We start from the raw sequence: 21516 nt of genomic DNA on the forward strand, positions 1-21516 counted from the left end.
GCCTCTCGACGGTGAAAAGTCTACGTTGTCACCCGACGTCTGGACGCCCAACCCATCGCCGCTACCGACAGCTCCCGCATCCTGCCCGCGACGTGGTAGTTACCCAGCTTAACCAGTTTGAAGCCGAACTATTCCTGCCTGACCGCGCCGACAGGCCGTCAATGGCATCGAGGGTCAGGGCGGCGGTCACCCCATAAGGATAGTCGTCCTATGGAATGGCTCTCGAGGTCGACAGGTCCCTGCCAGGCAAGGCCGAACATCGGCCGCAAAGGCCGTACGCTGATTCTGTGACCCCGTCCGATGGCCCACCCTTCGGTGAAGCCAAACTGCCCGAGCTGCACAACACCATCGTCGTGGCGGCATTCGAGGGCTGGAACGACGCCGGCGACGCGGCCAGTGACGCGCTCGAGCACCTCGAGGCCATCTGGGAAGCCGACCCGATCCTGGAGATCGACGACGAGGCGTACTACGACTACCAGGTGAATCGCCCGGTCATTCGGCAGGTCGACGGGGTGACCCGGGAGCTGGTGTGGCCGGCGATGCGCATCTCCCACTGCCGGCCGCCGGGCAGCGACCGCGACGTGGTGTTGATGCACGGCGTGGAACCCAACATGCGCTGGCGCACCTTCTGCGCCGAGCTGGTCGCCATCGCCGACAAACTCAACGTGGACACCGTCGTCATCCTGGGGGCCCTGCTGGCCGACACGCCGCATACCCGGCCGGTTCCGGTGTCGGGGGCGGCGTACTCCCCCGAATCGGCCAAACGCTTCGGGCTCGAGGAGAGCCGCTACGAGGGGCCGACCGGCATCGCCGGGGTGTTCCAGGACGCCTGCGTGGCGGCCGGGATCCCGGCCGTCACGTTCTGGGCGGCCGTGCCGCACTACGTGTCGCAGCCGCCCAACCCGAAGGCGACGGTCGCGCTGCTGCGCCGCGTCGAGGACGTGCTCGACATCGAGGTCCCGCTGGCCGACCTGCCGACCGAGGCCGAGGAGTGGGAGCAGGCCATCACCGAGATGGCCGCCGAGGACGAGGACCTGGCCGAATACGTGCTGTCGCTGGAACAGCGCGGCGACGCCGAGGTCGACATGAACGAGGCGCTGGGCAAGATCGACGGTGACGCGCTGGCCGCCGAGTTCGAGCGCTATCTGCGCCGGCGTCGGCCGGGCTTCGGGCGCTAGCGGCGATCGCAAACTCGGCGCTAGCCGAGTGAAGCGGGTCGTCGCCTTCGAATCAGACCTTCTTGCCCAGTCCCTGGTTGTAGGCGCTGGTGGACCGCCCGAGGGCCGCGACCTGGGCGTCCAGTTGGGGCAGCAGCTCGGCCGTGGGCTTGTGCAGCGGCAACTCTCCGACCGGGGTGGACAGCACCGGCTTGATCCAGCGGAACGCGGCCACCCAGCTGGGGCAGTAGACCCGGTTGCGGCGGCCCTCGATGCCCTTGACGAACGCGTCCGCGCACTTGGCGACGGTGGTGGTCTTGTTCAGCGGCCACGGGAAGCTGGCCAGCAGCTTGCCGAAGGCGGGCAGGTCGGCCTCGCTGTCGCGAACCAACGCGGTGTCGATCCACGACATGTGCGACGACCCGACCGCGACGCCGTGGTGCGCCACCTCCAGCCGCAACGCGTTGGCGAGAATCTCCACGCCGGCCTTGGACGCGTTGTAGGGGGCCAGCCCCGGACACGCGGCGTACGCGGCCAGCGACGAGACGATCAGCACGTAGCCGCGGGTCTCGATCACCGCCGGCAACGTGGCCCGCACGGTGTTGAAGACGCCGAGGACGTTGATGTCGAGAACACGCTTGAACGCCTCGGGGTCGACCTGCAGCACCGACCCGTAGCTGGCGATGCCGGCGTTGGCCACGACGACGTCGATGCCGCCGAACCGTTCGACGGCCTGGGCCGCGGCCGCCTGCATGGCCGGCAGGTCACGCACGTCGGCGACGGCCGTCAGCACGCGGTCCTCGCCCAGTTCGGCGGCCAGCGCGCTCAGTTCGGCTTCGTTGAGATCGGTGAGCACCAGCCTGGCGCCCTTGTCGCGCAGCCGACGGGCCACCTCGGCACCGATTCCCCGGGCACCGCCGGTGATGAAAACGACCTTGTCCTGCAGCGACGTCATGGGCGTCAAAGTACCGCTTTCACAGTTCCACCCCAAGCAGCGCGTCGACCGCGGTGGCCACCAGCTTCGGCGCCTCCACGTCGTGACCACCGTATTCGAGCGCGTCGGTGGTCCAACCATCAAGCGCCGCAAGCGCTTTGGGTGTGTTCAGGTCGTCGGCCAGGTATTGGCGCACCCGCGCGATCACGTCGGCGGCGTCCGGGCCGGCGGGCAGCGCCGTCGCGCTGCGCCAGCGCCCCAGGCGGGCGGTGGCCTCGTCGAGCACCTGCTGGCTCCAGAACCGGTCCGCGCGGTAATGCCCGGACAGCAGGCCCAGCCGGATGGCCGCCGGCTCGATGCCCTGCGCCCGCAACGTCGACACCAGTACCAGGTTGCCGCGGCTCTTGGACATCTTGTGACCGTCCCAGCCGATCATGCCCGCGTGCACGTAGTGACGGGCGAATCGCCGTTCGCCCCGGACACATTCGGCGTGCGCGGCGGTGAACTCGTGATGCGGGAAGATCAGGTCGCTCCCGCCGCCCTGGATGTCCAAGCCGCTGCCGATGCGGCTGAGCGCGATCGCCGCGCACTCCACATGCCAGCCCGGCCGGCCGTCGCCGAACGGTGCCGGCCAGCTCGGTTCGCCCGGTCTTGCGGCGCGCCACAACAGCGCGTCGAGCTCGTCGCTCTTGCCTTGCCGGTCCGGGTCGCCGCCGCGCTCCCCGAACAGCCGCAGCATGGTTTCGCGGTCGTAGCCCGACTCGTAGCCGAACTGCGGGGTGGCGTCGGCCCGGTAATAGACGTCGGGGTAGTCGCCGTCGAGCACATAGGCCGCGCCCGAGGCCAGCATCTTCTCGACGAGCTCGACCACCTCGGGGATCGCCTGGGTGGCCGCGACGTAATCGCGCGGGGGCAGGACCCGCAGCGCCGCCATGTCCTCGCGGAATCGGGCGACCTCGCGATCGCCCAGCTCGCGCCAGTCGACGCCGTCGCGGTCGGCCCGCTCGAACAGCGGATCGTCGACGTCGGTGACGTTCTGCACGTAATGCACGGTGTGGCCCAGGTCCAGCCATTGCCGGTACACCAGGTCGAAGGTCAGGTACGTCGCCGCGTGACCAAGGTGGGTGGAGTCGTACGGGGTGATGCCGCAGACATACATGGTCGCGGTCGAGGCGGGCGCCACGGGGCGCACCTGACGATCGGAGGTGTCGAACAGCCGGAGCTCCGGCCCAAGTCCCGGCAAGACCGGAACCGGCGGGGACGCCCACGACTGCATGCCAACGACTCTAAACGCGCTGGCTCAGCGCCACGCGTCGCGGATGGCGGCGAGCAGGATCGGCGCCACCTCGGCGCGACACATCACGAAGTCGGGCAGGTACGGATCGAACTGGTTGTAGCGCATGGGCGAACCGTCCAGCCGCGAGGCGTGCATGCCGGCGGCCATCACCACCCCGGCCGGCGCCGCGTTGTCCCATTCCCATTGGCCGCCCGCGTGCAGGTAGGCGTCGACGTCGCCGTCGATGATGGCCATCGCCTTGGCCCCCGCCGACCCGATCGCCACCGGCTGAATCGCCAGCGACTGGCGCATGCGGTGCAACACGAAGGGCGGCCGGCTGGCGCTCACGGCGATCCGCAGCGTGTGCGGGATGCCGACGCGCGCGGCGTCGGCGGTCACGGTGTCGGTGCGGTACACCGTGTTCCCGCGGGCCGGCAGCGACACCGCGGCGTCGGTGATCTCCCGGCGGCCGTTGGTGGGGTCGCCGGTGGGGCGTTGCCACAGCGCGATGTGCACCGCCCAGTCGTCGCGGCCGGGCGTGGAGAACTCCCGGGTGCCGTCCAGCGGGTCGATGATCCACACCCGGTCGCGTTTGAGCCGGACCAGGTCGTCGTAGGCCTCCTCGCTGAGCACCGCGTCGTCGGGGCGCTCGTCGCGCAGCCGCCGCAGGATCAGCTCGTTGGCCAGGGCATCACCGGCGTCGCCCAACGCCCACGGGTGACCGAAGCCGACCTCGTCGCGCACCTTCAGCAACAGTTCCCCGGCGTCGGCGGCGAGTTCGGCAGCCAGTGCGGCATCGGTCAGCTCGTCCGGGCCCTGGCTCACCGAATCAGTATCTCCGACGGCCCCTGCGACGTTTGAACCCGTGGCATCGCCTTAGAAGGCCGGCCATGGAATGGGCCGGTGCCGGTTGGGAACCGGCATCACCGGATCGTTCAGCAGCGCGTGCGCCCGTTTGCGCAACGCCGCGATCTCCGCCCGAGTGATGTGCTCGGCCAGCGCATCCCCCAGCTCTGCGCCCACGGCGTCGGCCAAGCCGGCGACCGCCTTCAGGGTTTGGTCGTCGATCGGCTTGCCGGCCCAGCCCCACAGCACCGTGCGCAGCTTGTTCTCGACGTGCAGGCACACGCCGTGGTCGACCCCGAAAATGTGGCCGTCCAGGTCGCGCAGGACGTGGCCGCCCTTGCGGTCGGCGTTGTTGACCAGCACGTCGAACACCGCCATCCGCCGCAGCCGGATGTCGTCGGCGTGCATCAGGATGACCTCGTCACCGGCGTAGTCGTAGGCGCGCAGCACGGGCAGGTATCCCGGCTGCTGGCTGCCGGCGGGAAACAGGTCGACCAGGTCCGGCCCCGGCCGTGGATCGCTGTCCACCGCGTCCCCGGGCTGCTGCACCCACTGCTGCAGCATTCCCGGCCCCGCCGGCCCGTGGCGAATGATGGTGTACGGCACCAGGTTCCACCCGAGCTGCGTCGAGATCAGGTAGGCGCCGAGTTCGCGGCCGGCCAGCGTGCCGTCGGGAAAATCCCACAACGGGGCCTCCCCGGAGATCGGCTTGTAGACGCAGTGCACGGTCGATTCGCCGAGCGTGGACTCGCACAGGAAGGTGGCGTTGCTGGCGGAGCGGATGCGTCCGATGACCGTCAGCTCGCCGTTCCGCAACACCTCACGGTCGTCAGGCCTCAAGTTCATCGTCAGGCCCGAGCAGCGCACTGCGCCGATAACCGTTGGCGCGTGCGCAGATATGGCCCTCCGGGTCCAACGGCTCGTCGCACAGCGGGCACGGCGGACGCCCCGCCGAGATGACGCGGTTGGAGCGCGTCGCGAACTGCCGCGCCGACTCCGGCGTCAGGAACACCCGCACCGCGTCGGGGCCCTCTTCGGTGTCGTCGAGCACCACCGACGCGTCGAACTCGGCGTCGGTGACGGCCAGCAACTCGACCACCACGGTCTGGGCCTCCGAATCCCAGCCCAGCCCCATGGTTCCGACCCGGAACTCGGCATCCACCGGTGTGATCAACGGGTTCAGGTCGTCCACCTCGGCCGGCTCCGGGGGGACCGGCGTGCCGAACCGGCGATTCACCTCCAGCAGCAGCGCACCGATGCGCTCGGCCAGCACCGCAACCTGCTGCTTCTCCAGGACCACCGACACCACCCGGGAGTCGTGCGCCGCCTGGATGTAGAAGGTGCGGTTTCCGGGCTGACCAACGGTCCCGGCCACGAAGCGGTCGGGTGTGCGGAAGACGTGAATTGCGCGGGCCATGGCACCTCCAAAATACCGGCTGTTGCCTTCGCCGTGCGATCCGATTGCCCCGCTCCGCATGTTTTAAGCGGAATTAATCAGTCGAGCCGCCGACCACCGCGTCGCCGGATGGCACGACCGCGGCCGGCTGTTCCGTTGGCGCCGCCGGGGACTCGCCGTCCGTCTTGGCCTCCGCCTTGTCCCGAGCCTCATCCTGCGGCGGTGGGCCCGCCCGAAGCGCCGCAGCCAATTTCGCTCCGGTGTGGTTGACGTGCAACACAAACGGGCGCAATTCGGTGTAGCGGATCACGTTCACCGAAGCCGGGTCCGCGGTCACCCGCTGGAACGCGTCCAGGTGCATGCCGTAGGCGTCGGCGACGACCGCCTTGATGACATCACCGTGAGTGCAGGCCACCCACAGGGCGTCGCCGTCGTTCTCCGTCGCGAGCCGCCGATCGTGTTCGCGGACGGCGGACACGGCGCGCGCCTGCACCTGCGCCAGGCCCTCGCCGCCGGGGAACACCGCCGCGCTCGCGTGCGCCTGCACGACCCGCCACAGCGGCTCGGCGGCCAGCTCGGCGATCTTGCGGCCGGTCCAGTCCCCGTAGTCCACCTCGGCCAGCCGGTCATCGATCACCGGCTCCAGGCAGAGCGCCTCGGCGAGCGGCTCGAGGGTGCGCCGGCAGCGCAGCAGCGGCGAACTGATCAACGCGCGGATGGGCAGGTCGCCGATCCGGTCGATCAGCCCGATGGCCTGATCGCGGCCCTTGTCGTCGAGGTCGACGCCCTCCGAGCGGCCCGCCAGAACGCCGGCCGTGTTCGAGCTGGATCGGCCGTGCCGCAACAGGATGACCGTCATCCCGCGCGGCCCAGCCGGGGGATCCGAGAGGTTGGCGCAACCACGACCACGACCGTACCCGGTGCGGGTCGGCTAACGGCTACGGCGAGACGGGCGTCGCATGCGCCACCGAGTCGCGCACGGCGGCGATCAGGCTGCGCTCGTCGGTCAGGTCGATCTCGACCAGGCTGCGGACGGCCGTGGCGACCACCTCGTCGGCCTGGGGAACCGGCCCGGCAAGGCGTGGTCGGTAAATTTCGACGACCAGCGAGCGGTGTTCGATGTGGAACGAAAAACTGCGCCCATCACCGACATGTCCATAGCCGCTGGCGAAAATGCCTGTCGACATGTCCTCGACAGCAAACTCTTTCTCCGCGATATGCCGGTCAACGGTGACGGCCATGAGGCGACGATACCTCGCCCGCGGGGCTTGATGTCGGCGACATGGCCATATTGGATGCGAAGGCGTTCCTTAACCTGGGAAGTCCACCGGCGCTACGCGAGGGAAGATCATTGCTGTCAGGACATATGCGCAGTAAACCGCCAGTTCATCATGGTGTGCTCGGCGTCGCGCTTTTGCTGGCCGCGGTCGTGGGGTGTTCGTCGAATACATTCAAATCGGCGCCGCCCACCATCGAACCGGCCGTCGCCGCCGTGTCTCCGCCGGTGTCAGCGAGCCCGGCCGGGCAGGTCCGCCCGCTTGCCGAGCGTGCCACCGCGGCGGCCTTCGATGGCGGCACTCACCAGCTCGCGGTGCTGGCGCCCGGCGCCGATCCAAACCGACCGGCCACAGTCACCGTGTTCGGTGGCACGAGCGCCGCGCCGCGGGTCGTCAGCCTGCCCGGGCCGGCGACCGCGTTGACCGACGACGGCCGCGGCACCCTGTTCCTCGCCGCGCGGGGTGGCTATTTCGTGGTCGACCTGTCCACGGGCCGCGCGGCGCGGGTGAACGTCGCCGACGCCGCGCAGGCCGATTTCACCGCGGTGGCCCTGCGCGCCGACGGCAAGCTGGTGCTGGGCAGCGCCGACGGGGCCGTCTACACCCTCGCCTCGCCGACACCCGGCGCCGTGGCGACCGCGACCGTCGGCAGCCGGAGCAAGATTTTCGCACGGGTCGATTGGCTTGCCACCCAAGGGAATACGACGGCGGTGCTGGACCGGGGGCAGACCTCCGTCACGACGATCGGCGCGGACGGCCAGGTTCAACAGGCGCTGCGGGCGGGTGAAGGCGCAACCACAATGGCCGCGGACCCGTGGGGCCGGGTTCTGGTCGCCGACACCCGCGGCGGCCAGCTGCTGGTCTACGGGGTCGACCCGCTGATCTTGCGGCAGGCCTATCCGGTGCCCCAGGCGCCGTACGCCCTGGCCGGATCCCGCGAGTTGAGCTGGGTAACCCAGACCGCTTCGAATATCGTGGTTGGTTACGATCTGTCCACCGGAATTCCCGTCGAAAAGGTGCGTTACCCAACCGTGCAGCAACCCAACTCGCTTGCCTTCGACGAAGCGTCGGACACCTTGTACGTGGTGTCGGGGTCCGGTGCGGGGGTGCAGGTCATCGAACACGCGGCGGGCCCGCGTTGACCGCGCCGCGCCGAAGCCAGTTGCCCGCGGGCTGGGACAGCGAGTTGTCCGACGACTACGAATGGGTGCCGCTGCGGCTGCCCCCGGAGGTGACCCGCCTCAGCGCGTCCACCCGGTTGTCGATCGAGGCCGAGTACCGGGGCTGGGAACTGACCCGGGTGCGGCTGTACACCGACGGCAGCAGGCGGGTCCTGTTGCGCCGCAAGAAGTCTCGGCTGGATAACCGGCGGCCCGACCAGCCGGAACTGTGACGGTGGCCCGCGACGGCATGGTGTACGGCCTGCTGCGACGGCTGTTCTTCCTGGTTCCGCCCGAACGCATCCACACGCTGGTCTTCGGGCTGCTGCGCGGCGTCACGGCCGTCGCGGTGGCGCGCCGGCTGTTGCACCGGCTGCTCGGACCCACCGATCCGGTGCTGGCGAGCACGGTGTTCGGGGTGCGCTTCCCCGGGCCGCTCGGGCTGGCCGCCGGCTTCGACAAGGACGGCTTGGGGTTACTGACCTGGGGCGCGCTCGGGTTCGGGTACGCCGAGGTGGGAACCGTCACCGCCAACGCGCAGCCCGGCAATCCCGCCCCGCGCATGTTCCGGCTGCCCGCCGACCGCGCCCTGCTGAACCGGATGGGATTCAACAACCTCGGCGCAGGCGCGCTGGCGGTCCAGCTCGCGCGGCACCGGCCCGACATCCCGATCGGGGTCAACATCGGCAAGACGAAGACCACCCCGGCCGCCGACGCCGTCGACGACTATCGGGCCAGCGCGCGGCTGGTCGGGCCCCTGGCGTCCTACCTGGTGGTCAACGTCAGCTCGCCGAACACCCCCGGGCTGCGCGACCTGCAGGCCGTCGAGTCGCTGCGGCCCATCCTGTCCGCCGTCCTCGCCGAGACATCGACGCCGGTGCTGGTGAAGATCGCGCCCGACCTTTCCGACGCCGACCTGGACGCCGTCGCCGACCTGGCCGTCGAGCTGGGCCTGGCCGGGATCGTCGCCACCAACACCACCGTGTCGCGCCAGGGCCTGCGGACGCCCGGAGTGGACGCGCTGGGCCCGGGCGGCATCTCCGGGCCGCCGGGGGCGCCGCGCGCCACCGAGGTGCTGCGCCGGCTATACGCCCGAGTCGGCGATCGCCTGGTGCTGATCAGCGTCGGCGGCATCGAAACGGCCGACGACGCGTGGGAGCGGATCACCGCGGGCGCGTCGCTGCTGCAGGGCTACACGGGCTTCATCTACGGAGGGGGCTTGTGGCCCAAGCGCATTCACGACGGCATCGCCCGCCGGCTGCGCGACGGCGGGTTCGCCTCGCTGAGCGACGCCGTCGGGTCGGCCGCGCTTGACGCCGGCGGGGCGGCGAGTTAAGCCGCGCCCGCCGCGTCGTCCCCGTCGTCTTGGTCCTCTTCGTCTTGTTCGGCCAGGACCCGTTCGGGATGGTGGAAAGTGTTGACGCGGGGCTGCCCGCGATCCAGATGCGGCGGCGGGATCCATACCGTTTCGCCGTTGGCGCGTTTGCGGGTGGCCCACCCCTTCTCCAGCAGCCGGTGGTGCGGGCCGCACGCCAGGGTGAGCTGATCGATGTCCGTGCGGCGGGTGCTGGCCCAGTCCTCGACGTGGTGGACTTCGCAGTAATAGCCCGGCACGTCGCAACCCGGATGCGAACAGCCGCGATCCTTGGCGTACAAGACAATTCGCTGACCCGGCGAGGCCAGGCGCTTGCCGTGATACAGCGCCAGCGGCTTGCCCTTGTCGAAGACCGCCAAATAGTGGTGGGCATGCCGCGCCAGGCGGATCACATCGGACATCGGCAGGATGGTGCCCCCGCCGGTCAAGCCCCTGCCCGCGGCGGCTTCCAACTCGGTCAGCGTGGTCGTCACGACGATGGCCGCCGGCAATCCGTTGTGCCGGCCCAGCGCCCCGCTGGCCAAGACCGCCCTGAGTGCCGCGTTAAGGCCGTCGTGGTTGCGTTGGGCGGGGCTACGGGTGTCGCGTTGCACCGCGTCTTCTGGCGGCGCGCCGTCCACGACCGGCGTCTCGTCGTCGGGGTCGCACATCCCGGGCGCGGCCAGCTTCGCCAGCACTGCCTCCCAGCTGGCGCGCGCTTCCGGCGTCAACCACCCGCTCAGCTTGGACATGCCGTCGGCTTGCTGGTTTCCCAGCACCAGCCCGCGGGCGCGTGCCCGGTCGGCGTCGGTGTAGCTGCCGTCGGGGTTTAGGCAGTCCATCAGGCGGCGGGCGAGCTTGGCGAGCGTGTCGGGGCGAAACCCGGCGGCCCGGGCCGCCAAGTCCTTCTCGGCCGCCGCACGGGTGCCGACGTCGACGGAGTCGGGCAGCTGGTGGAAAAACCGCCGGATGACCGCCACGTGGTCGGGCCCGATGGCCCCGGCGCGTTGGGCCGCGGCGGTGGCGGGCAGCACCGGCGCCAACGGCTCGCCGGACAGCGCCCGCCGCGGACCCAGCTCGGCCGCCTCAGCGATGCGTCGGCTGGCCTCCCCACGGGTGATGTGCAGCCGGTCGGCCAACGCCCAGCTCAGCTTGCCGCCCAGCTCTGCCGAATCCGCCTGCTCACCAAGCTGATTGATGAGCTGGTGACTTGGCGCCTGAAGTTTGCGTGTTACGCCTTCGAGTTTCTCTAAGATCCCCAAGCGTTCCGGGTTGGTCAGCGCCGCATACGTATGACCCTGAAACCGAGCAGCCACAGCACACAACGCGTCAACGTCGGCCTGAATCTGCTCACGGTCCGTCAAAGTCATGTGCAGCGTCCATTCGGCAATCCGAACGGGCTAGACAACTCATATGTGAGTGCGTCTAGCTGGCCAAGGAGGAACGCACGTTCATCCAGCACTTCAACCAGCCTCGAGGACGTCAACGCCTCATACGAATGCCGCTGGAAGCGCGAGATGACAGCGCACAACGCGTCGATATCGGCCTCAATCGCCCGCCAAGTACTCGAACACATGTTCGAATCATATGCCTGCCCACCGACAAGAGGGACGGTGGCGGAATGCGCGAGCTACTTCTGCTCGTAGATGCCGTGGATGACGGCGCGCGCTATCGCGTGCTGGAACAGGTTGAAGCCGAGGTATGCGGGGCTGGCGTCCTCGCCGAGGTCGAGCTTGTCGACGTCGACCGCGTGCACCGCGATGTAGTAGCGGTGCGGCCCGTGCCCCGGCGGCGGAGCGGCACCGATGTAACGGCGCATGCCCGCGTCGTTGACCAGAGTGAGCGCTCCCCCGGGCAGGTCGCTGCCGTCGCCGGCGCCCGCGGGCAGTTCGGTGACGTCGGCGGGCAGGTTGGCCACCGCCCAGTGCCAGAAGCCCGAGGCCGTCGGCGCGTCGGGGTCGTAAACGGTGACGGCGAAGCTGCGGGTCTCCCCCGGGAATCCCGACCAGCTCAACTGCGGGCTGACATCTTCCCCGCCCGCGCCCATGATCCCGCTGACCTGCGGCTTGGCCAGCGACTGGCCGTCGGTGACCGATTCCGATGTCAGCGTGAACGTCGGCAGCTGTGGCAGCGCGGCGTATGGGTCGGGCGCGGTGCTCATGGGCGATCCTCTCGTTACCTGTCGTGTCTTCAGCAGTGTGTCAGGAAGTGTTCCAGCACATCGGTGCCGAACCTCAGCGCATCCACGGGTACCCGCTCGTCGACCCCGTGGAACAGCGCGGTGAAGTCGAGGTCCGGCGGCAACCGCAGCGGGCTGAAACCAAAACAACGAATACCCAAGCGCGCGAAGGACTTTGCGTCGGTACCGCCGGAAAGCATGTAGGGCACCGTGCGTCCGTCGGGGTCAAGGGCCAGCACGGCGGCGTTCATGGCGTCGACCAGGTCGCCGTCGAAGCTGGTCTCGTACGACTCGAAGTCCTTGATCCACTCGCGCGTGACGTCGGGGCCCAGCAGTTCGTCGATCTCGGCCTCGAACGCCGCCTTGCGGCCCGGAAGGATTCGGCAGTCGACCACCGCTTCCGCCACCGCCGGGACGACGTTGGCCTTGTACCCGGCCTTGAGCATCGTCGGGTTCGCGGTGTCGTGCAGCACGGCCTTGAGCATCCGCGCCATGGGGCCGAGCTTTTCGATCGCTCCGGCCAGATCGCCCGACGAGACGTCGAACGTCAGCCCGGTCTCCTCCTCCACGGCGGCCAGGAACTGGGCGACGGTATCGGTCAGCACGAGCGGGAACTGATGCCGACCCAGCCGGGCGACCGCCTCGGCGACCGCGGTGACGGCGTTCTGGTCGTGCACCATCGATCCGTGTCCGGCCGGGCCGCGGGCGGTCAGCCGCATCCAAGACAAACCCTTCTCGGCCGTCTCGATCAGATACAGCCGGCGTTCGCCGCCGTCGCGGCGCGGCACGGTCAGCGAGAACCCGCCCACCTCACCGATCGCCTCGGTGACGCCCGCGAACAGGTCGGGCCGATTGTCGACCAGCCATTGCGCGCCGAAGCTGCCGCCGTGCTCCTCGTCGGCGAGGAACGCGAACACCAGGTCACGCGGCGGCACGATCCCGGCCCGCTTCAACCGCCGGGCGACCACGATCATCATGCCGACCATGTCCTTCATGTCGACCGCGCCGCGGCCCCACACGAAGCCGTCCTTGACCGCGCCGGAGAACGGGTGCACGCTCCACTCGGCCGGCTCGGCCGGCACCACGTCGAGATGCCCGTGGATCAGCAGCGCGCCCCGCGAGCTGTCCGCACCCGCTAGTCGGGCGATCACATTGCCGCGGCCTGGAGCCCCCGACTCCACGTATTGCGGCAAGTAGCCGACCTGGGCGAGCTGCTCGGCGACCCACTGCGCGCATTCGGCCTCGCCCCGCGTCGTCTCCGGTTCGCCGGTGTTGGTGGTGTCGAACCGGATCAATCTGCTGACCACCTCGACCACGTCGTCACTCCGTTCGGCCGGGAACGCGGTCTGGTCGGTCACAACCACCTTTCCTACCATTGCCGAGGCCGCTCGGCTCAGCGCTGAGCGGTCCTACTGGATTGGGTCGGCGTGAGACAATCCGATAGCCTTAGCTGCCAACCCATGCGGTTGGCTTGTCCGAGTGGCGGAATGGCAGACGCGCTAGCTTGAGGTGCTAGTGCCCTACTAATGGGCGTGGGGGTTCAAGTCCCCCCTCGGACACGCGACTGAGGCGAGGGAAATGAACGCTCGTTCATTTCCGAGCCGATAGAGTGTGTTGAGCGGCGAAGCCGCGATCACACGCGACTGAGGCGAGGGAATTCATTTCCGAGCCGATAGAGTGTGTTGAGCGGCGAAGCCGCGATCACACGCGTGGTGCAGGCCATCGAGAGGGTCTGCCGCAGTTCCGCGACAGGGGTCGAGAAAAGGCTCCTCCGCTGCACCTTCGAGGCACGGCCAGCACGAACGAAGCTGTCCCGCAACCCAGTACGCGTACAGTCGGCCAAGCGAGCCGAACCGCAATCCCCGCGTTGACAGGTCAACCGCATGCATGATGGTGCCCACTTAGGCGTCGAGGTCGACCTCGACGCGTTGTGGGCGGCCGTGCCCTGCCCCACGCTGGTCGTCGATCGCGAGGGCATCGTCCGGGCGCTGAGCGGGTCGGCCCAAGCGCTGCTGCCGGGCGCGGTGCAGGGCGGCCGGATCGACTCGGTCGACTGGCTATCGCGCGCACATCACCGCCTCGTCGAACTTCCGCACGCCGCGGCAGGGCGGGACGCGTCGGTCGTCTCGGGAAGTGTGGGCAGCCGGAAGTTCGACGCGCACGCCGCGGTGTTGCCCAGCGGCGAGGTGGCCTGGTCGCTGGTCGAGGACACCGGCCAGCTGTTGCGGGAGGCCCAAGAGGCGCTGGCGCGCGAGCAGGAGCGCGCGGCGATCCTGGTGGAGGCGTCCTCGGTGTTGACGGCGTCGCTCAACGTCGACCGCTGCCGGGAAGCGACGGTCCAGATGGCCGCGCAGCACCTGGCGGACGCGGCGGCGCTGGTGGCTCCCGCCAGCCATGGCCGGCGCCTGCCCGTCTTCTACAGCGGCGCGGCCGGCGCGGTGGAGCAGTGCAGCATCGACGCGGACCCGGCGGTGGTGGCGGGCTTGAGCGAGGCGCTGCACGGGTTCCCTCCGGTCTCGTCGGGCTGGATCGACCCCGTGACCATACCGGATTGGCTTGTCCCCCAACATTTCTCGGGCCCGATCGGGTCTGTCATGATCCTGACGCTGCCCGGGCACGGCGTTTCGGCGGGGGCTTTGGTGTTGCTGCGGCGCGCCGACCGGCCGGTGTACAGCGCCGACGAAGAGATTTTCGCCGGGTTGTTCGCCGCGCGGGCCGGGGCGGCGTTGTCGGCCGCGCGGCTCTACGCGGAGCAGGCCGCCATCACCCGCACCCTGATGCGCGACCTGTTGCCGCCGCCGCTGCACGGCCTGCACGGCATCGAATTCGCCGGCGGGTACCGGGCTTCGAAGGATTACGAGGTCGTCGGCGGCGACTTCTACGACTTCCACCCCGCGGCGAGCCCCGAGGACGAGACGCTGGTGGTGCTGGGCGACGTGTGCGGCAAGGGACTGGAGGCCGCGGTGATGACCGGCAAGATCCGGAACACGCTGCAGGCCCTGACGCCGCTGGCGGAGGACCACGAGGGCGTGCTCACGCTGCTCAACCGCGCCATGCTGTCGTCGGATCACACTCGGTTCGCCACGCTCGTGTTGGCCTCGGTGGCCTACCGGGACGGTCAGGTGGTGCTCCGGTTGACCTCCGCCGGGCATCCCGCGCCGTTGATCGTGCGCGACAACGGGCAGGTGGAAGAGGCCAACACCAAGGGCACGCTGGTCGGGGCGCTGGAGCGGATCACCGTGCAATCGTTCGAGACGTCCCTCGCGCCGGGCGAGACGTGCGTGCTGTACACCGACGGAATCACCGAAGCGCGCGGGGGCCCGCTCGGCGACGACTTCTTCGGCGAGCAACGCCTGGCGGACGCGCTGACCGGCTGTGCCGGAATGCCGGCCGAAGCGATCGTCGAGCGCGTCCTGATGCTGACCACGCAATGGGTGGGGCAGCGCGTGCACGACGACATCGCGGTCGTCGCCATCACCGCCCCGCGGCGCACCCACCTGTCCGCCGTGGACGGCCACACCCGGGGCAGGTACGTCGCATGAGTTCCTTCGACACCGACGCGACGGCCGCGGCCGCGACCCGTGCCGCCGACGAACTCCTCTTCCGCGAGCGGCTGTGGGGGGCGCTCGCCGACCGCGACGAGTACGCGGCCGCGGCCACCGTGTTCGCCGCCCTGGAAGCGGGCATGACGCCCGAGGACGTACTGCTGGAGGTGATCGCCCCCGTCCAGCACCGGGTGGGCGCCGAATGGGCCGCCAACCGCATCAGCGTCGCGCAGGAACACGCGGCCACCGCCATCAACGATCGGGTCATCGCCGCCCTGGCCCATCACGCCGCCAGCAAAGTCGCGGCACACGGCGGCCGGGTCGTATTGGCGTGCGTCGACGGCGAGTGGCACGCTTTGCCGGCCAGGCTGCTCGCGGAGGTCCTGCGGCTGCGCGGCTGGCGGGTCGACTTCCTCGGGGCGCAGGTCCCCACCCCGCACCTGATCGCCCACGTGCACGAGCACGGCCCCGATGTCGTCGCGCTCTCCTGCTCGATCCCCACCCGGCTGCCCAACGCGCACGCCGCCATCGTCGCGTGCCAGTCCGCCGGCTTCCCCGTCCTGGCCGGCGGCGCCGCCTTCGGCCGGGACGGCCGCTTCGCCCGCCAGCTGGGTGCCGACGCGTGGGCCCCCGACGCGCGCACCGCCGAGGAGCGGCTGCGCCGCGGATTCCCAAGCGTGCGGCGCGCATCCAGCCGCCAGCCCGTCGACGACCTGCCGCACCTGGTCGACCAGGAATACACGATGGTGAGCCGGAGCGCGGCGCAGCTGGTCAAGTCCACCCTGGCCGATATGGAGGACCGCTTCCCCGCCATGCGCGCGTACTCGACACTGCAACGGCAGCACACGGTCGAAGACATCGCCCACATCGTCGACTTCCTCACGGTGAGCCTGTACACGGACGACGACGCGTTGTTCACCGACTTCGTCACCTGGACCGCCGACATCCTCGCCGCGCGCGGCGTTCCGGCCGCGTCGCTTAGCCCGGCGCTGGATTTGCTGGCTGCCCAGCTCCACGAGTTCCCCCGCAGCCAGCGGCTGCTGCGTTCAGCAAACGATGCCCTCGTCGCCTGCCCAGGAGCGCCCGAATGAACCTATCCCTGAGCGTCGCCACCACCGCGCGGTCGGCCCGCGTGCATGTGTCGGGTGACTTGGTCTACGAAACCGTGGACGCGCTGGTGGGCACCACCAGTGAGCTGCTCAACCGGCAGCCCGCCCCGGCGCACCTGCATCTGGACCTGGCCGAGCTGGCCTTCTGCGATTCGGCCGGGCTCTCCGGCCTGCTGCTCATCCATCGCCGCAGCTCCCAGGCGGGGACGCGCCTGCACCTGGACAATCGGCCACGATTCCTCGACCGCATCCTGGACGTCACCGGCACTTTCGGGCACCTGGTCAGCGGGCCCGAGGCCGACGCGGGAAGCCAGAACCAAAACGCCCCGGGAGAGACGCGGGTTCGCTGACCGGCCTAGGCTGGACGGCGACCGATGACACCCGACGGCTTTCTCCGACGTTCTTCGACGCGCACGTTCCACGACCGTGGCGAGGCCGGTCGCGCGCTGGCCGAACAGCTGATGACCTATCGCGACCGAGATGACGTTCTGGTCTTCGGCCTGGCCCGCGGCGGCGTGCCGGTGGCCCGGGAGATCGCCGCGGCGCTGCACGCGCCGCTCGACGTGTTCCTTGTTCGCAAGCTCGGGGTGCCCCGCTGGTCGGAACTGGCGATGGGCGCCTTGGCCAGCGGCGGTGGCGTGGTGATGAACGACGACGTGGTGTCGAGCCTGCACATCACCGACGAGCAGGTGCGCGAGGTGATCGAGAGCGAGACGGCCGAACTCGCCCGGCGCGAGCGGGCGTATCGAGGCGGGCGCGCGCCGGCCGATCCGCACGACCGGGTGGTGATCCTGGTCGACGACGGGATCGCCACCGGCGCCAGCATGCTTGCCGCGGTCCGGGCGGTGCGGGCCGCCGGCCCGAAGTCGATTGTCGTGGCGGTGCCGGTGGGACCGGCGTCGACCTGCCGTGAGCTCGGGCTCGAGGCCGATGAGGTGGTTTGCGTGACGATGCCGCCCGGGTTCGAAGCGGTCGGCCAGGTTTACGCCGATTTTCACCAGGTCAGCGACGACGAGGTGCGCGAGGCGCTGGCCACGCCCACCGGCTGAGTGCTACTTGGTGGCCTCGTCGCCGTGGCCCTCCGCCGGAACCGTCGACTGTTCGGTGGCCTCGGCCTGCTCCGACGGCTCGCGGCCGGCCTCGGATGAGGCTTCCTCGGGATAGTCGACGGCCTCTTCTTCGCCGGTACCCACCTCGTCCTGGGCCTGGGCCTGGTCCGCGACGCCGGCGTCACGCCGCTGCCGCTCCTGCAACGCGTCGATGATCAACAGCACCACGCCGAGCACGCTGGCGCCGATGCACACCCAGGCCACCAACTCGTTGCTGGTGACGACGGCGAACACCAACGCGACGAGCCCGACCAGGGCCAGCACCAGCGCAATGATCAGCATCGGTCATCCTCCAAGCGACGAGCGGGACAGCCAGTTCTTGTGCAGGCTCAGTGTGCCGACCGCGCAGTCAGGCGAGTGTCCGGCGCGGCCGTGGAACTAGTTGTTACCCCGGTTGAATTGGTCGAATCCGCCGGCGTCGGCGCTGGAGTCGACGGGCGCCGCCGATCCGCGTTGGCCGAGCTCTTCCAGCTGGGATTCCAGGTAGGTCTTGAGCCGGGTGCGGTACTCGCGCTCGAACGTGCGCAGCTGCTCGAGCCGGCCTTCCAGGACGGTGCGCTGCTGGTTGATCGTTCCCATGATCTCGGAGTGCTTGCGTTCGGCGTCGGCCTGCAGGGCGTCGGCCTTCTCCTGGGCCTGGCGCAGCTGGGTCTCGGAGCGGGTCTGCGCGTCCGCGAGCATCGCGTCGGCGCGCTGCCGGGCCTCGGTGACCGTGGTCTCGGCGGTCTGGCGGGCCTCGGTGAGGATCTGGTCGGCGTTGGCGCGGGCGTCGGCCAGCATCTTGTCCGACTCGGCCTTGGCGGTGCTGGTCAGCCGGTCGGCGGTGTCCTGCGCAAGGCTGAGCACCCGGGCGGCCTTCATGGCCTGCTCCTCGTTGGTGCCCTGGGAGGAGGCGGGTGCCGCCGCCGCCGGTGCCGGCTTGGGTGCCGGCTCCGGCTCGGGGACCGGAATCGCCTGCGTGGGGGCTGCGGCCGCGGCGGGAGCGGCGCTGGCGCCACCGCCGCCGGCCAGCTCGTGGTCCAGCTCCTCGATCCGCTGACGCAGATCGCTGTTCTCTTCGATGAGCCGCGTCAGCTCGGCCTCCACCAGATCGAGGAAGGCGTCGACCTCATCTTCGTTGTAGCCCCGCTTGCCGATCGGTGGCTTACTGAACGCCACATTGTGGACGTCGGCTGGTGTAAGCGGCATTGTTTCGTCCCCTCAAGATCCTGTCTAACGTTCCCGAAAGTGTAGAACGCAGTGGTAGCCGTCGTGCAACTGCCGTCCATCCTGTCACACCAGGCGCGACCGTTGCTGTTTAGGCCAATAAATAAGAACCAATTGCAAACGCTGAGAGCAATAAAATCCGAATCCTTAGAATTTTTAAATCGCGGGCATCAAACCGAGGCTGAAACGTATCCGAACCGTCTCCGGCCCGGAAGGCGCCCTCGGCGAGGGGGCGGAACCGGGCTAGGCCGCGGCGCCGAACGCCAGTTGCATGCCAATGAACGCGACCAGCAGCAGCACCATGATGGACAGGTCGAACCGGACCGCCCCGATGGTGAGTTGTGGGATCAGCCGGCGCAGCAGCTTCACCGGCGGATCGGTGATGGACATGATGATCTCGAGGATCACCACCGTGACGCCGGTGGGATGCCAGTCCCGGCTGAACGAGCGGATGAACTCGACGACGACCCGAGCGATGAGCAGCAGCCAGAAGATGAACAGCGCAAACCCAAGGATCTGAAAGAACAGCACCAACTGAAGAGCCCCGACCTTACCGATGAGATGTCAAGCGCCGCGGGCTTGCGCGGCGCCTGCCAGCGTACCGACTCCGGGCGTCCGGCCACATCTTAACCGGCCCAGCCGCAGCAAGCGGCGACCGACGGCCGCCGACGAGCCGCGGTTATTGGTAAGCGTAGAAGCCGGTTTCGGCGATCCGCCGACGCTCTTCGGGCGACACGTCGACGTCGGCAGGCGACAGCAGGAACACCTTGGTCGCCACCTTGTCGAAGGAGCCGCGCAGCGCGAAGGCCAGGCCGGCCGCGAAGTCGACGAGACGCTTCGCGTCGGCGTTGTCCATCGACACCAGGTCCATGATGACCGGGGTGCCGTCGCGGAACCGCTCGCCGATGGTGCGGGCTTCGCTGTAGTCCTTGGGCCGCAGCGTGGTGATCTTGGAGAGCGGGTGGCCCTCCTCGAACATCATCGCCATCCGGCGCGGGTCCATAGCCAGCGCGCCGCGGGTGGAGTTGCGCAGCCAGGACCCGAAACGGGGCCGGCCCATCTCGGGCCGCTCGAACTCACGGGGATGGACGGCGCCGTAGCGCGGCTCGTCGCCGTAGCCGCCGCGGTAGCCGGCCGGCGGCGGGTAGTCGCCGGGCTCGCGCGGGTCGTCGTAGTCGCGCCCCTCGTAGCGGCCGTACCCGTCGTCGAAACGCGGCCGCGGAAAACCGCGGGACGGAGCGTGGTCGTCGTAATACTCGTCGTCGTAGTCGTCCATCGGGGCCATCCCGAAATAGGCCTTGACTTTGTGCAGTGTGCTCATTGCGTTGACCCCTTCTAGCCCTTCTAGCCCCTGTTGCTTGGTGTCAGTGATGAAGATGTGACTACAGTGACTTAATACGGTGACGGTAGCGGCCGCGGACCCAATAGCGCGGTACCGACACGCACACACGTGGAACCGTGTTTGACGGCAATTTCGAAATCGTCGGACATGCCGGCGGACAGGCCGACGGCGTTCGGATGGGATTCCAGGACGCGCAGGTGCTCGGTTCGCAGGCGCTCGAAGGCGACGTCGGGATCCGAGCCCAGCGGCGGGATGGCCATCAGCCCGGCCAGTTCCAGGCATTTTGACTCCTCGGCCTGCGCGCACAACCGGTCGACGGCCCCCGGGGCCGAGATGTCGACGCCGCCCCGCGCCTCGTCGCCGTCGAGGCTGATCTGAACGTAGATCCGCATCGGATCGGCGCGCCGGCCCTCCGCCAGGGCCGCCGACACGCCGCGGTCGAGCGCGCTGACCAAGTGGGCGCTGTCGACCGAGTGCGCGGTGTGCGCCCAGCGGGCGACCGAGCGGGCCTTGTTCCGCTGAATGTGGCCGACCATGTGCCACCGCACGCCCGGAGTGTCCGAGCGCGACGGGGCCGCCAACATTTTGGTGACTTCGCTCACTTTCGCCGACGCTTCCTGGTCCCGCGATTCGCCAACGGCCCGGCAACCCAATCGGGACAAAGTCACCACATCGGTTGCTGGAAAGAATTTGGTTATCGGCAGAAGTTCGATTTCGCCGACATTGCGCCCCGCGGCTTCCGCGGCGGCCGCAAGGCGCGAGCGCACGGCCGCTAATGCGTGGGTCAATTCCGTTTCGCGGTCGCTTCCACTGTCTGGGGTCGGCCTTCCTACCGTCATCGCGGTCACTCCATCCAGACCAGCGAGGCCAGCCGTCCGGTCGGCGCGTCCCGGCGATGGCTGAACAAGGCCGGGTCGTCCACCGTGCACCGGGGATCGGAGTCGATCGCCGTGACTCCCAATTGCTCTAGCTGACAAGCGATTCCGGCCCGCAGGTCGAGTCCGGGAGTGCCGGCCGCGGTGGTGGTGCGGCTGCCGGGCAACGCGGCCTCGACCTCGTCGGCCATGGCCGCGGGCACCTCGTAGTTCCGCCCGCTGACCGCCGGGCCCAGCAGGGCCGAGATGTCCTCGGCGTGCGCGCCCAGCGCCAGCATCGCCTCCACGGTGCGGGGCACCACCCCGAGCTGGGCGCCGACGCGGCCCGCGTGCACCGCCGCGGCCACACCGGCGCGCGCGTCGCCCAGCAGCACCGGCACGCAGTCGGCGGTCACCACCGCCAGCGCCAATCGCGCGGTCGTGGTGACCAACGCGTCGGTGTTGTCGACCGCGCCGGGCCGCGGCGCGTCGACCACCTCCACCCGGTCGCCGTGCACCTGGTTCATCCACACCACACGCTCGGGCTTGAGGCCGATGGCCGCGGCGAGCCGCTTTCGGTTGGCGGACACCGCCGCCGGATCGTCGCCGACGTGGTCACCCAGGTTGAAGGTGTCGAACGGCGGGCCGGAGACACCGCCGGCGCGGGTGGTGGTTACCCGCCGGATGCGCACGCTCACCCCCTCAGTATCCGGAGCGCACCGCCTGCCGACGGGCACCGCCATCCGGTCCCCTACGTTTCTTGGCCGCTTCG

23 protein-coding genes, 1 tRNA gene and 1 pseudogene are annotated in these 21516 nt (G+C 69.5%); 9 read left to right on the forward strand and 16 right to left on the reverse strand.

Annotation, left to right across the window (positions count from 1 at the left end):
- Positions 1–287 precede the first annotated feature (287 nt).
- A complete protein-coding gene (locus A5730_RS12475; RefSeq protein WP_067900436.1) occupies positions 288–1178 on the forward strand; it encodes a PAC2 family protein in 891 nt (296 codons plus the stop codon).
- A gap of 52 nt (positions 1179–1230) precedes the next feature.
- Here A5730_RS12475 and A5730_RS12480 read toward each other — a convergent pair whose 3' ends face one another.
- The 7 genes from A5730_RS12480 to A5730_RS12510 form a co-directional block, all read right to left on the reverse strand.
- The gene (locus A5730_RS12480) at positions 1231–2112 is read right to left on the reverse strand and encodes an SDR family oxidoreductase (RefSeq protein ID WP_067900439.1); all 882 of its coding nucleotides are present in this window, start codon (positions 2110–2112) and stop codon (positions 1231–1233) included.
- Positions 2113–2131: 19 nt separating this feature from the next.
- A complete protein-coding gene (gene mshC / locus A5730_RS12485; RefSeq protein WP_067900441.1) occupies positions 2132–3367 on the reverse strand; it encodes a cysteine--1-D-myo-inosityl 2-amino-2-deoxy-alpha-D-glucopyranoside ligase in 1236 nt (411 codons plus the stop codon).
- 24 nt (positions 3368–3391) lie between these two features.
- Complete coding sequence (locus tag A5730_RS12490; protein ID WP_067900444.1) at positions 3392–4192, reverse strand: 3'(2'),5'-bisphosphate nucleotidase CysQ; 801 nt, start codon at positions 4190–4192, stop codon at positions 3392–3394.
- A 51-nt stretch (positions 4193–4243) separates the two neighbouring features.
- The gene (locus A5730_RS12495) at positions 4244–5059 is read right to left on the reverse strand and encodes an SCO1664 family protein (protein ID WP_067900446.1); all 816 of its coding nucleotides are present in this window, start codon (positions 5057–5059) and stop codon (positions 4244–4246) included.
- A complete protein-coding gene (locus tag A5730_RS12500) occupies positions 5043–5630 on the reverse strand; it encodes a DUF3090 domain-containing protein (protein WP_055403377.1) in 588 nt (195 codons plus the stop codon). Before A5730_RS12500 ends, A5730_RS12495 begins: the two co-directional genes overlap by 17 nt.
- A gap of 73 nt (positions 5631–5703) precedes the next feature.
- Positions 5704–6468: a histidine phosphatase family protein gene (locus A5730_RS12505; protein ID WP_067900450.1), complete on the reverse strand. Its 765-nt coding sequence runs from the start codon at positions 6466–6468 to the stop codon at positions 5704–5706.
- Positions 6469–6547: 79 nt separating this feature from the next.
- Positions 6548–6850, reverse strand: coding sequence for a hypothetical protein (locus A5730_RS12510; protein ID WP_055403379.1), 303 nt, complete (start codon positions 6848–6850; stop codon positions 6548–6550).
- A gap of 110 nt (positions 6851–6960) precedes the next feature.
- Between A5730_RS12510 and A5730_RS12515 the strand changes: the two genes are divergently transcribed.
- The 3 genes from A5730_RS12515 to A5730_RS12525 are packed head-to-tail and all read left to right on the forward strand — an operon-like array spanning position 6961 to position 9382.
- On the forward strand, positions 6961–8028 hold the full coding sequence (locus A5730_RS12515) for a YncE family protein (RefSeq protein ID WP_156745792.1): 1068 nt from the start codon (positions 6961–6963) through the stop codon (positions 8026–8028).
- Entirely contained in the window at positions 8025–8279 is a 255-nt protein-coding gene (locus A5730_RS12520; protein WP_055403381.1) for a DUF5703 family protein, read from the forward strand. The genes A5730_RS12515 and A5730_RS12520 overlap by 4 nt, the downstream gene beginning before the upstream one ends.
- A 20-nt stretch (positions 8280–8299) precedes the next feature.
- Positions 8300–9382 (forward strand): quinone-dependent dihydroorotate dehydrogenase, encoded by a 1083-nt coding sequence (locus tag A5730_RS12525; RefSeq protein ID WP_197506243.1) that lies wholly within the window; start codon positions 8300–8302, stop codon positions 9380–9382.
- Here the strand turns inward: A5730_RS12525 and A5730_RS12530 are convergent.
- From A5730_RS12530 to A5730_RS12540, 3 genes are all read right to left on the reverse strand, one after another.
- A complete protein-coding gene (locus A5730_RS12530; RefSeq protein WP_067900457.1) occupies positions 9379–10770 on the reverse strand; it encodes an HNH endonuclease signature motif containing protein in 1392 nt (463 codons plus the stop codon). The two genes, A5730_RS12525 and A5730_RS12530, sit on opposite strands and share 4 nt — an antisense overlap.
- Positions 10771–11030: 260 nt before the next feature.
- A complete protein-coding gene (locus A5730_RS12535; protein ID WP_067900460.1) occupies positions 11031–11561 on the reverse strand; it encodes a YbhB/YbcL family Raf kinase inhibitor-like protein in 531 nt (176 codons plus the stop codon).
- Positions 11562–11590: 29 nt separating this feature from the next.
- Positions 11591–12955 (reverse strand): M20/M25/M40 family metallo-hydrolase, encoded by a 1365-nt coding sequence (locus A5730_RS12540; protein ID WP_067900463.1) that lies wholly within the window; start codon positions 12953–12955, stop codon positions 11591–11593.
- Positions 12956–13052: 97 nt separating this feature from the next.
- On the opposite strand from A5730_RS12540, the gene A5730_RS12545 reads away from it, so the two are divergent.
- The 5 genes and pseudogenes from A5730_RS12545 to A5730_RS12565 all read left to right on the forward strand — a co-directional run.
- Positions 13053–13138 (forward strand) — tRNA-Leu (locus A5730_RS12545).
- Positions 13139–13462: 324 nt separating this feature from the next.
- A complete protein-coding gene (locus A5730_RS12550) occupies positions 13463–15121 on the forward strand; it encodes a PP2C family protein-serine/threonine phosphatase (RefSeq protein ID WP_067900466.1) in 1659 nt (552 codons plus the stop codon).
- Positions 15118–16215, forward strand: a complete 1098-nt coding sequence (locus tag A5730_RS12555) for a B12-binding domain-containing protein (protein WP_067900468.1) — start codon at positions 15118–15120, stop codon at positions 16213–16215. Before A5730_RS12550 ends, A5730_RS12555 begins: the two co-directional genes overlap by 4 nt.
- The gene (locus A5730_RS12560) at positions 16212–16583 is read left to right on the forward strand and encodes an STAS domain-containing protein (protein ID WP_067900470.1); all 372 of its coding nucleotides are present in this window, start codon (positions 16212–16214) and stop codon (positions 16581–16583) included. The genes A5730_RS12555 and A5730_RS12560 overlap by 4 nt, the downstream gene beginning before the upstream one ends.
- Positions 16584–16601: 18 nt before the next feature.
- A pseudogene (locus tag A5730_RS12565) lies at positions 16602–17282 on the forward strand (phosphoribosyltransferase); the annotation flags it as partial.
- Positions 17283–17285: 3 nt separating this feature from the next.
- On the opposite strand, the gene A5730_RS12570 reads toward A5730_RS12565, so the two are convergent.
- From A5730_RS12570 to pgeF, 6 genes are all read right to left on the reverse strand, one after another.
- Positions 17286–17624, reverse strand: coding sequence for a hypothetical protein (locus tag A5730_RS12570; protein WP_067900475.1), 339 nt, complete (start codon positions 17622–17624; stop codon positions 17286–17288).
- A 96-nt stretch (positions 17625–17720) separates the two neighbouring features.
- Complete coding sequence (locus A5730_RS12575; RefSeq protein WP_067900478.1) at positions 17721–18530, reverse strand: DivIVA domain-containing protein; 810 nt, start codon at positions 18528–18530, stop codon at positions 17721–17723.
- A gap of 261 nt (positions 18531–18791) precedes the next feature.
- Positions 18792–19082, reverse strand: coding sequence for a YggT family protein (locus A5730_RS12580; protein ID WP_067900480.1), 291 nt, complete (start codon positions 19080–19082; stop codon positions 18792–18794).
- A 145-nt stretch (positions 19083–19227) separates the two neighbouring features.
- Positions 19228–19869, reverse strand: coding sequence for a cell division protein SepF (locus A5730_RS12585; RefSeq protein ID WP_055403392.1), 642 nt, complete (start codon positions 19867–19869; stop codon positions 19228–19230).
- Positions 19870–19940: 71 nt separating this feature from the next.
- Positions 19941–20729, reverse strand: a complete 789-nt coding sequence (locus tag A5730_RS12590) for a YggS family pyridoxal phosphate-dependent enzyme (RefSeq protein ID WP_067900604.1) — start codon at positions 20727–20729, stop codon at positions 19941–19943.
- A gap of 5 nt (positions 20730–20734) precedes the next feature.
- Positions 20735–21442 carry a peptidoglycan editing factor PgeF gene (gene pgeF / locus A5730_RS12595; RefSeq protein ID WP_067900484.1) on the reverse strand — a complete coding sequence of 236 codons (708 nt, stop codon included), beginning with the start codon at positions 21440–21442 and terminating at the stop codon, positions 20735–20737.
- Between the last annotated feature and the right edge of the window lie 74 nt (positions 21443–21516).

This window comes from Mycobacterium sp. ACS4054 (genome assembly GCF_001667275.1).
Lineage (GTDB): Bacteria > Actinomycetota > Actinomycetes > Mycobacteriales > Mycobacteriaceae > Mycobacterium.

Excerpts from the sequence above, each read along its gene's own strand:
- A5730_RS12480 (WP_067900439.1), bottom strand. The coding sequence starts at position 2,112 with ATGACGTCGCTGCAGGACAAGGTCGTTTTCATCACCGGCGGTGCCCGG.
- mshC (WP_067900441.1), bottom strand. The coding sequence starts at position 3,367 with ATGCAGTCGTGGGCGTCCCCGCCGGTTCCGGTCTTGCCGGGACTTGGG.
- A5730_RS12495 (WP_067900446.1), bottom strand. The coding sequence starts at position 5,059 with ATGAACTTGAGGCCTGACGACCGTGAGGTGTTGCGGAACGGCGAGCTG.
- A5730_RS12500 (WP_055403377.1), bottom strand. The coding sequence starts at position 5,630 with ATGGCCCGCGCAATTCACGTCTTCCGCACACCCGACCGCTTCGTGGCC.
- A5730_RS12505 (WP_067900450.1), bottom strand. The coding sequence starts at position 6,468 with ATGACGGTCATCCTGTTGCGGCACGGCCGATCCAGCTCGAACACGGCC.
- A5730_RS12510 (WP_055403379.1), bottom strand. The coding sequence starts at position 6,850 with ATGGCCGTCACCGTTGACCGGCATATCGCGGAGAAAGAGTTTGCTGTC.
- A5730_RS12530 (WP_067900457.1), bottom strand. The coding sequence starts at position 10,770 with ATGACTTTGACGGACCGTGAGCAGATTCAGGCCGACGTTGACGCGTTG.
- A5730_RS12535 (WP_067900460.1), bottom strand. The coding sequence starts at position 11,561 with ATGAGCACCGCGCCCGACCCATACGCCGCGCTGCCACAGCTGCCGACG.
- A5730_RS12540 (WP_067900463.1), bottom strand. The coding sequence starts at position 12,955 with ATGGTAGGAAAGGTGGTTGTGACCGACCAGACCGCGTTCCCGGCCGAA.
- A5730_RS12550 (WP_067900466.1), top strand. The coding sequence starts at position 13,463 with ATGCATGATGGTGCCCACTTAGGCGTCGAGGTCGACCTCGACGCGTTG.
- A5730_RS12555 (WP_067900468.1), top strand. The coding sequence starts at position 15,118 with ATGAGTTCCTTCGACACCGACGCGACGGCCGCGGCCGCGACCCGTGCC.
- A5730_RS12560 (WP_067900470.1), top strand. The coding sequence starts at position 16,212 with ATGAACCTATCCCTGAGCGTCGCCACCACCGCGCGGTCGGCCCGCGTG.
- A5730_RS12570 (WP_067900475.1), bottom strand. The coding sequence starts at position 17,624 with ATGCTGATCATTGCGCTGGTGCTGGCCCTGGTCGGGCTCGTCGCGTTG.
- A5730_RS12575 (WP_067900478.1), bottom strand. The coding sequence starts at position 18,530 with ATGCCGCTTACACCAGCCGACGTCCACAATGTGGCGTTCAGTAAGCCA.
- A5730_RS12585 (WP_055403392.1), bottom strand. The coding sequence starts at position 19,869 with ATGAGCACACTGCACAAAGTCAAGGCCTATTTCGGGATGGCCCCGATG.
- A5730_RS12590 (WP_067900604.1), bottom strand. The coding sequence starts at position 20,729 with ATGACGGTAGGAAGGCCGACCCCAGACAGTGGAAGCGACCGCGAAACG.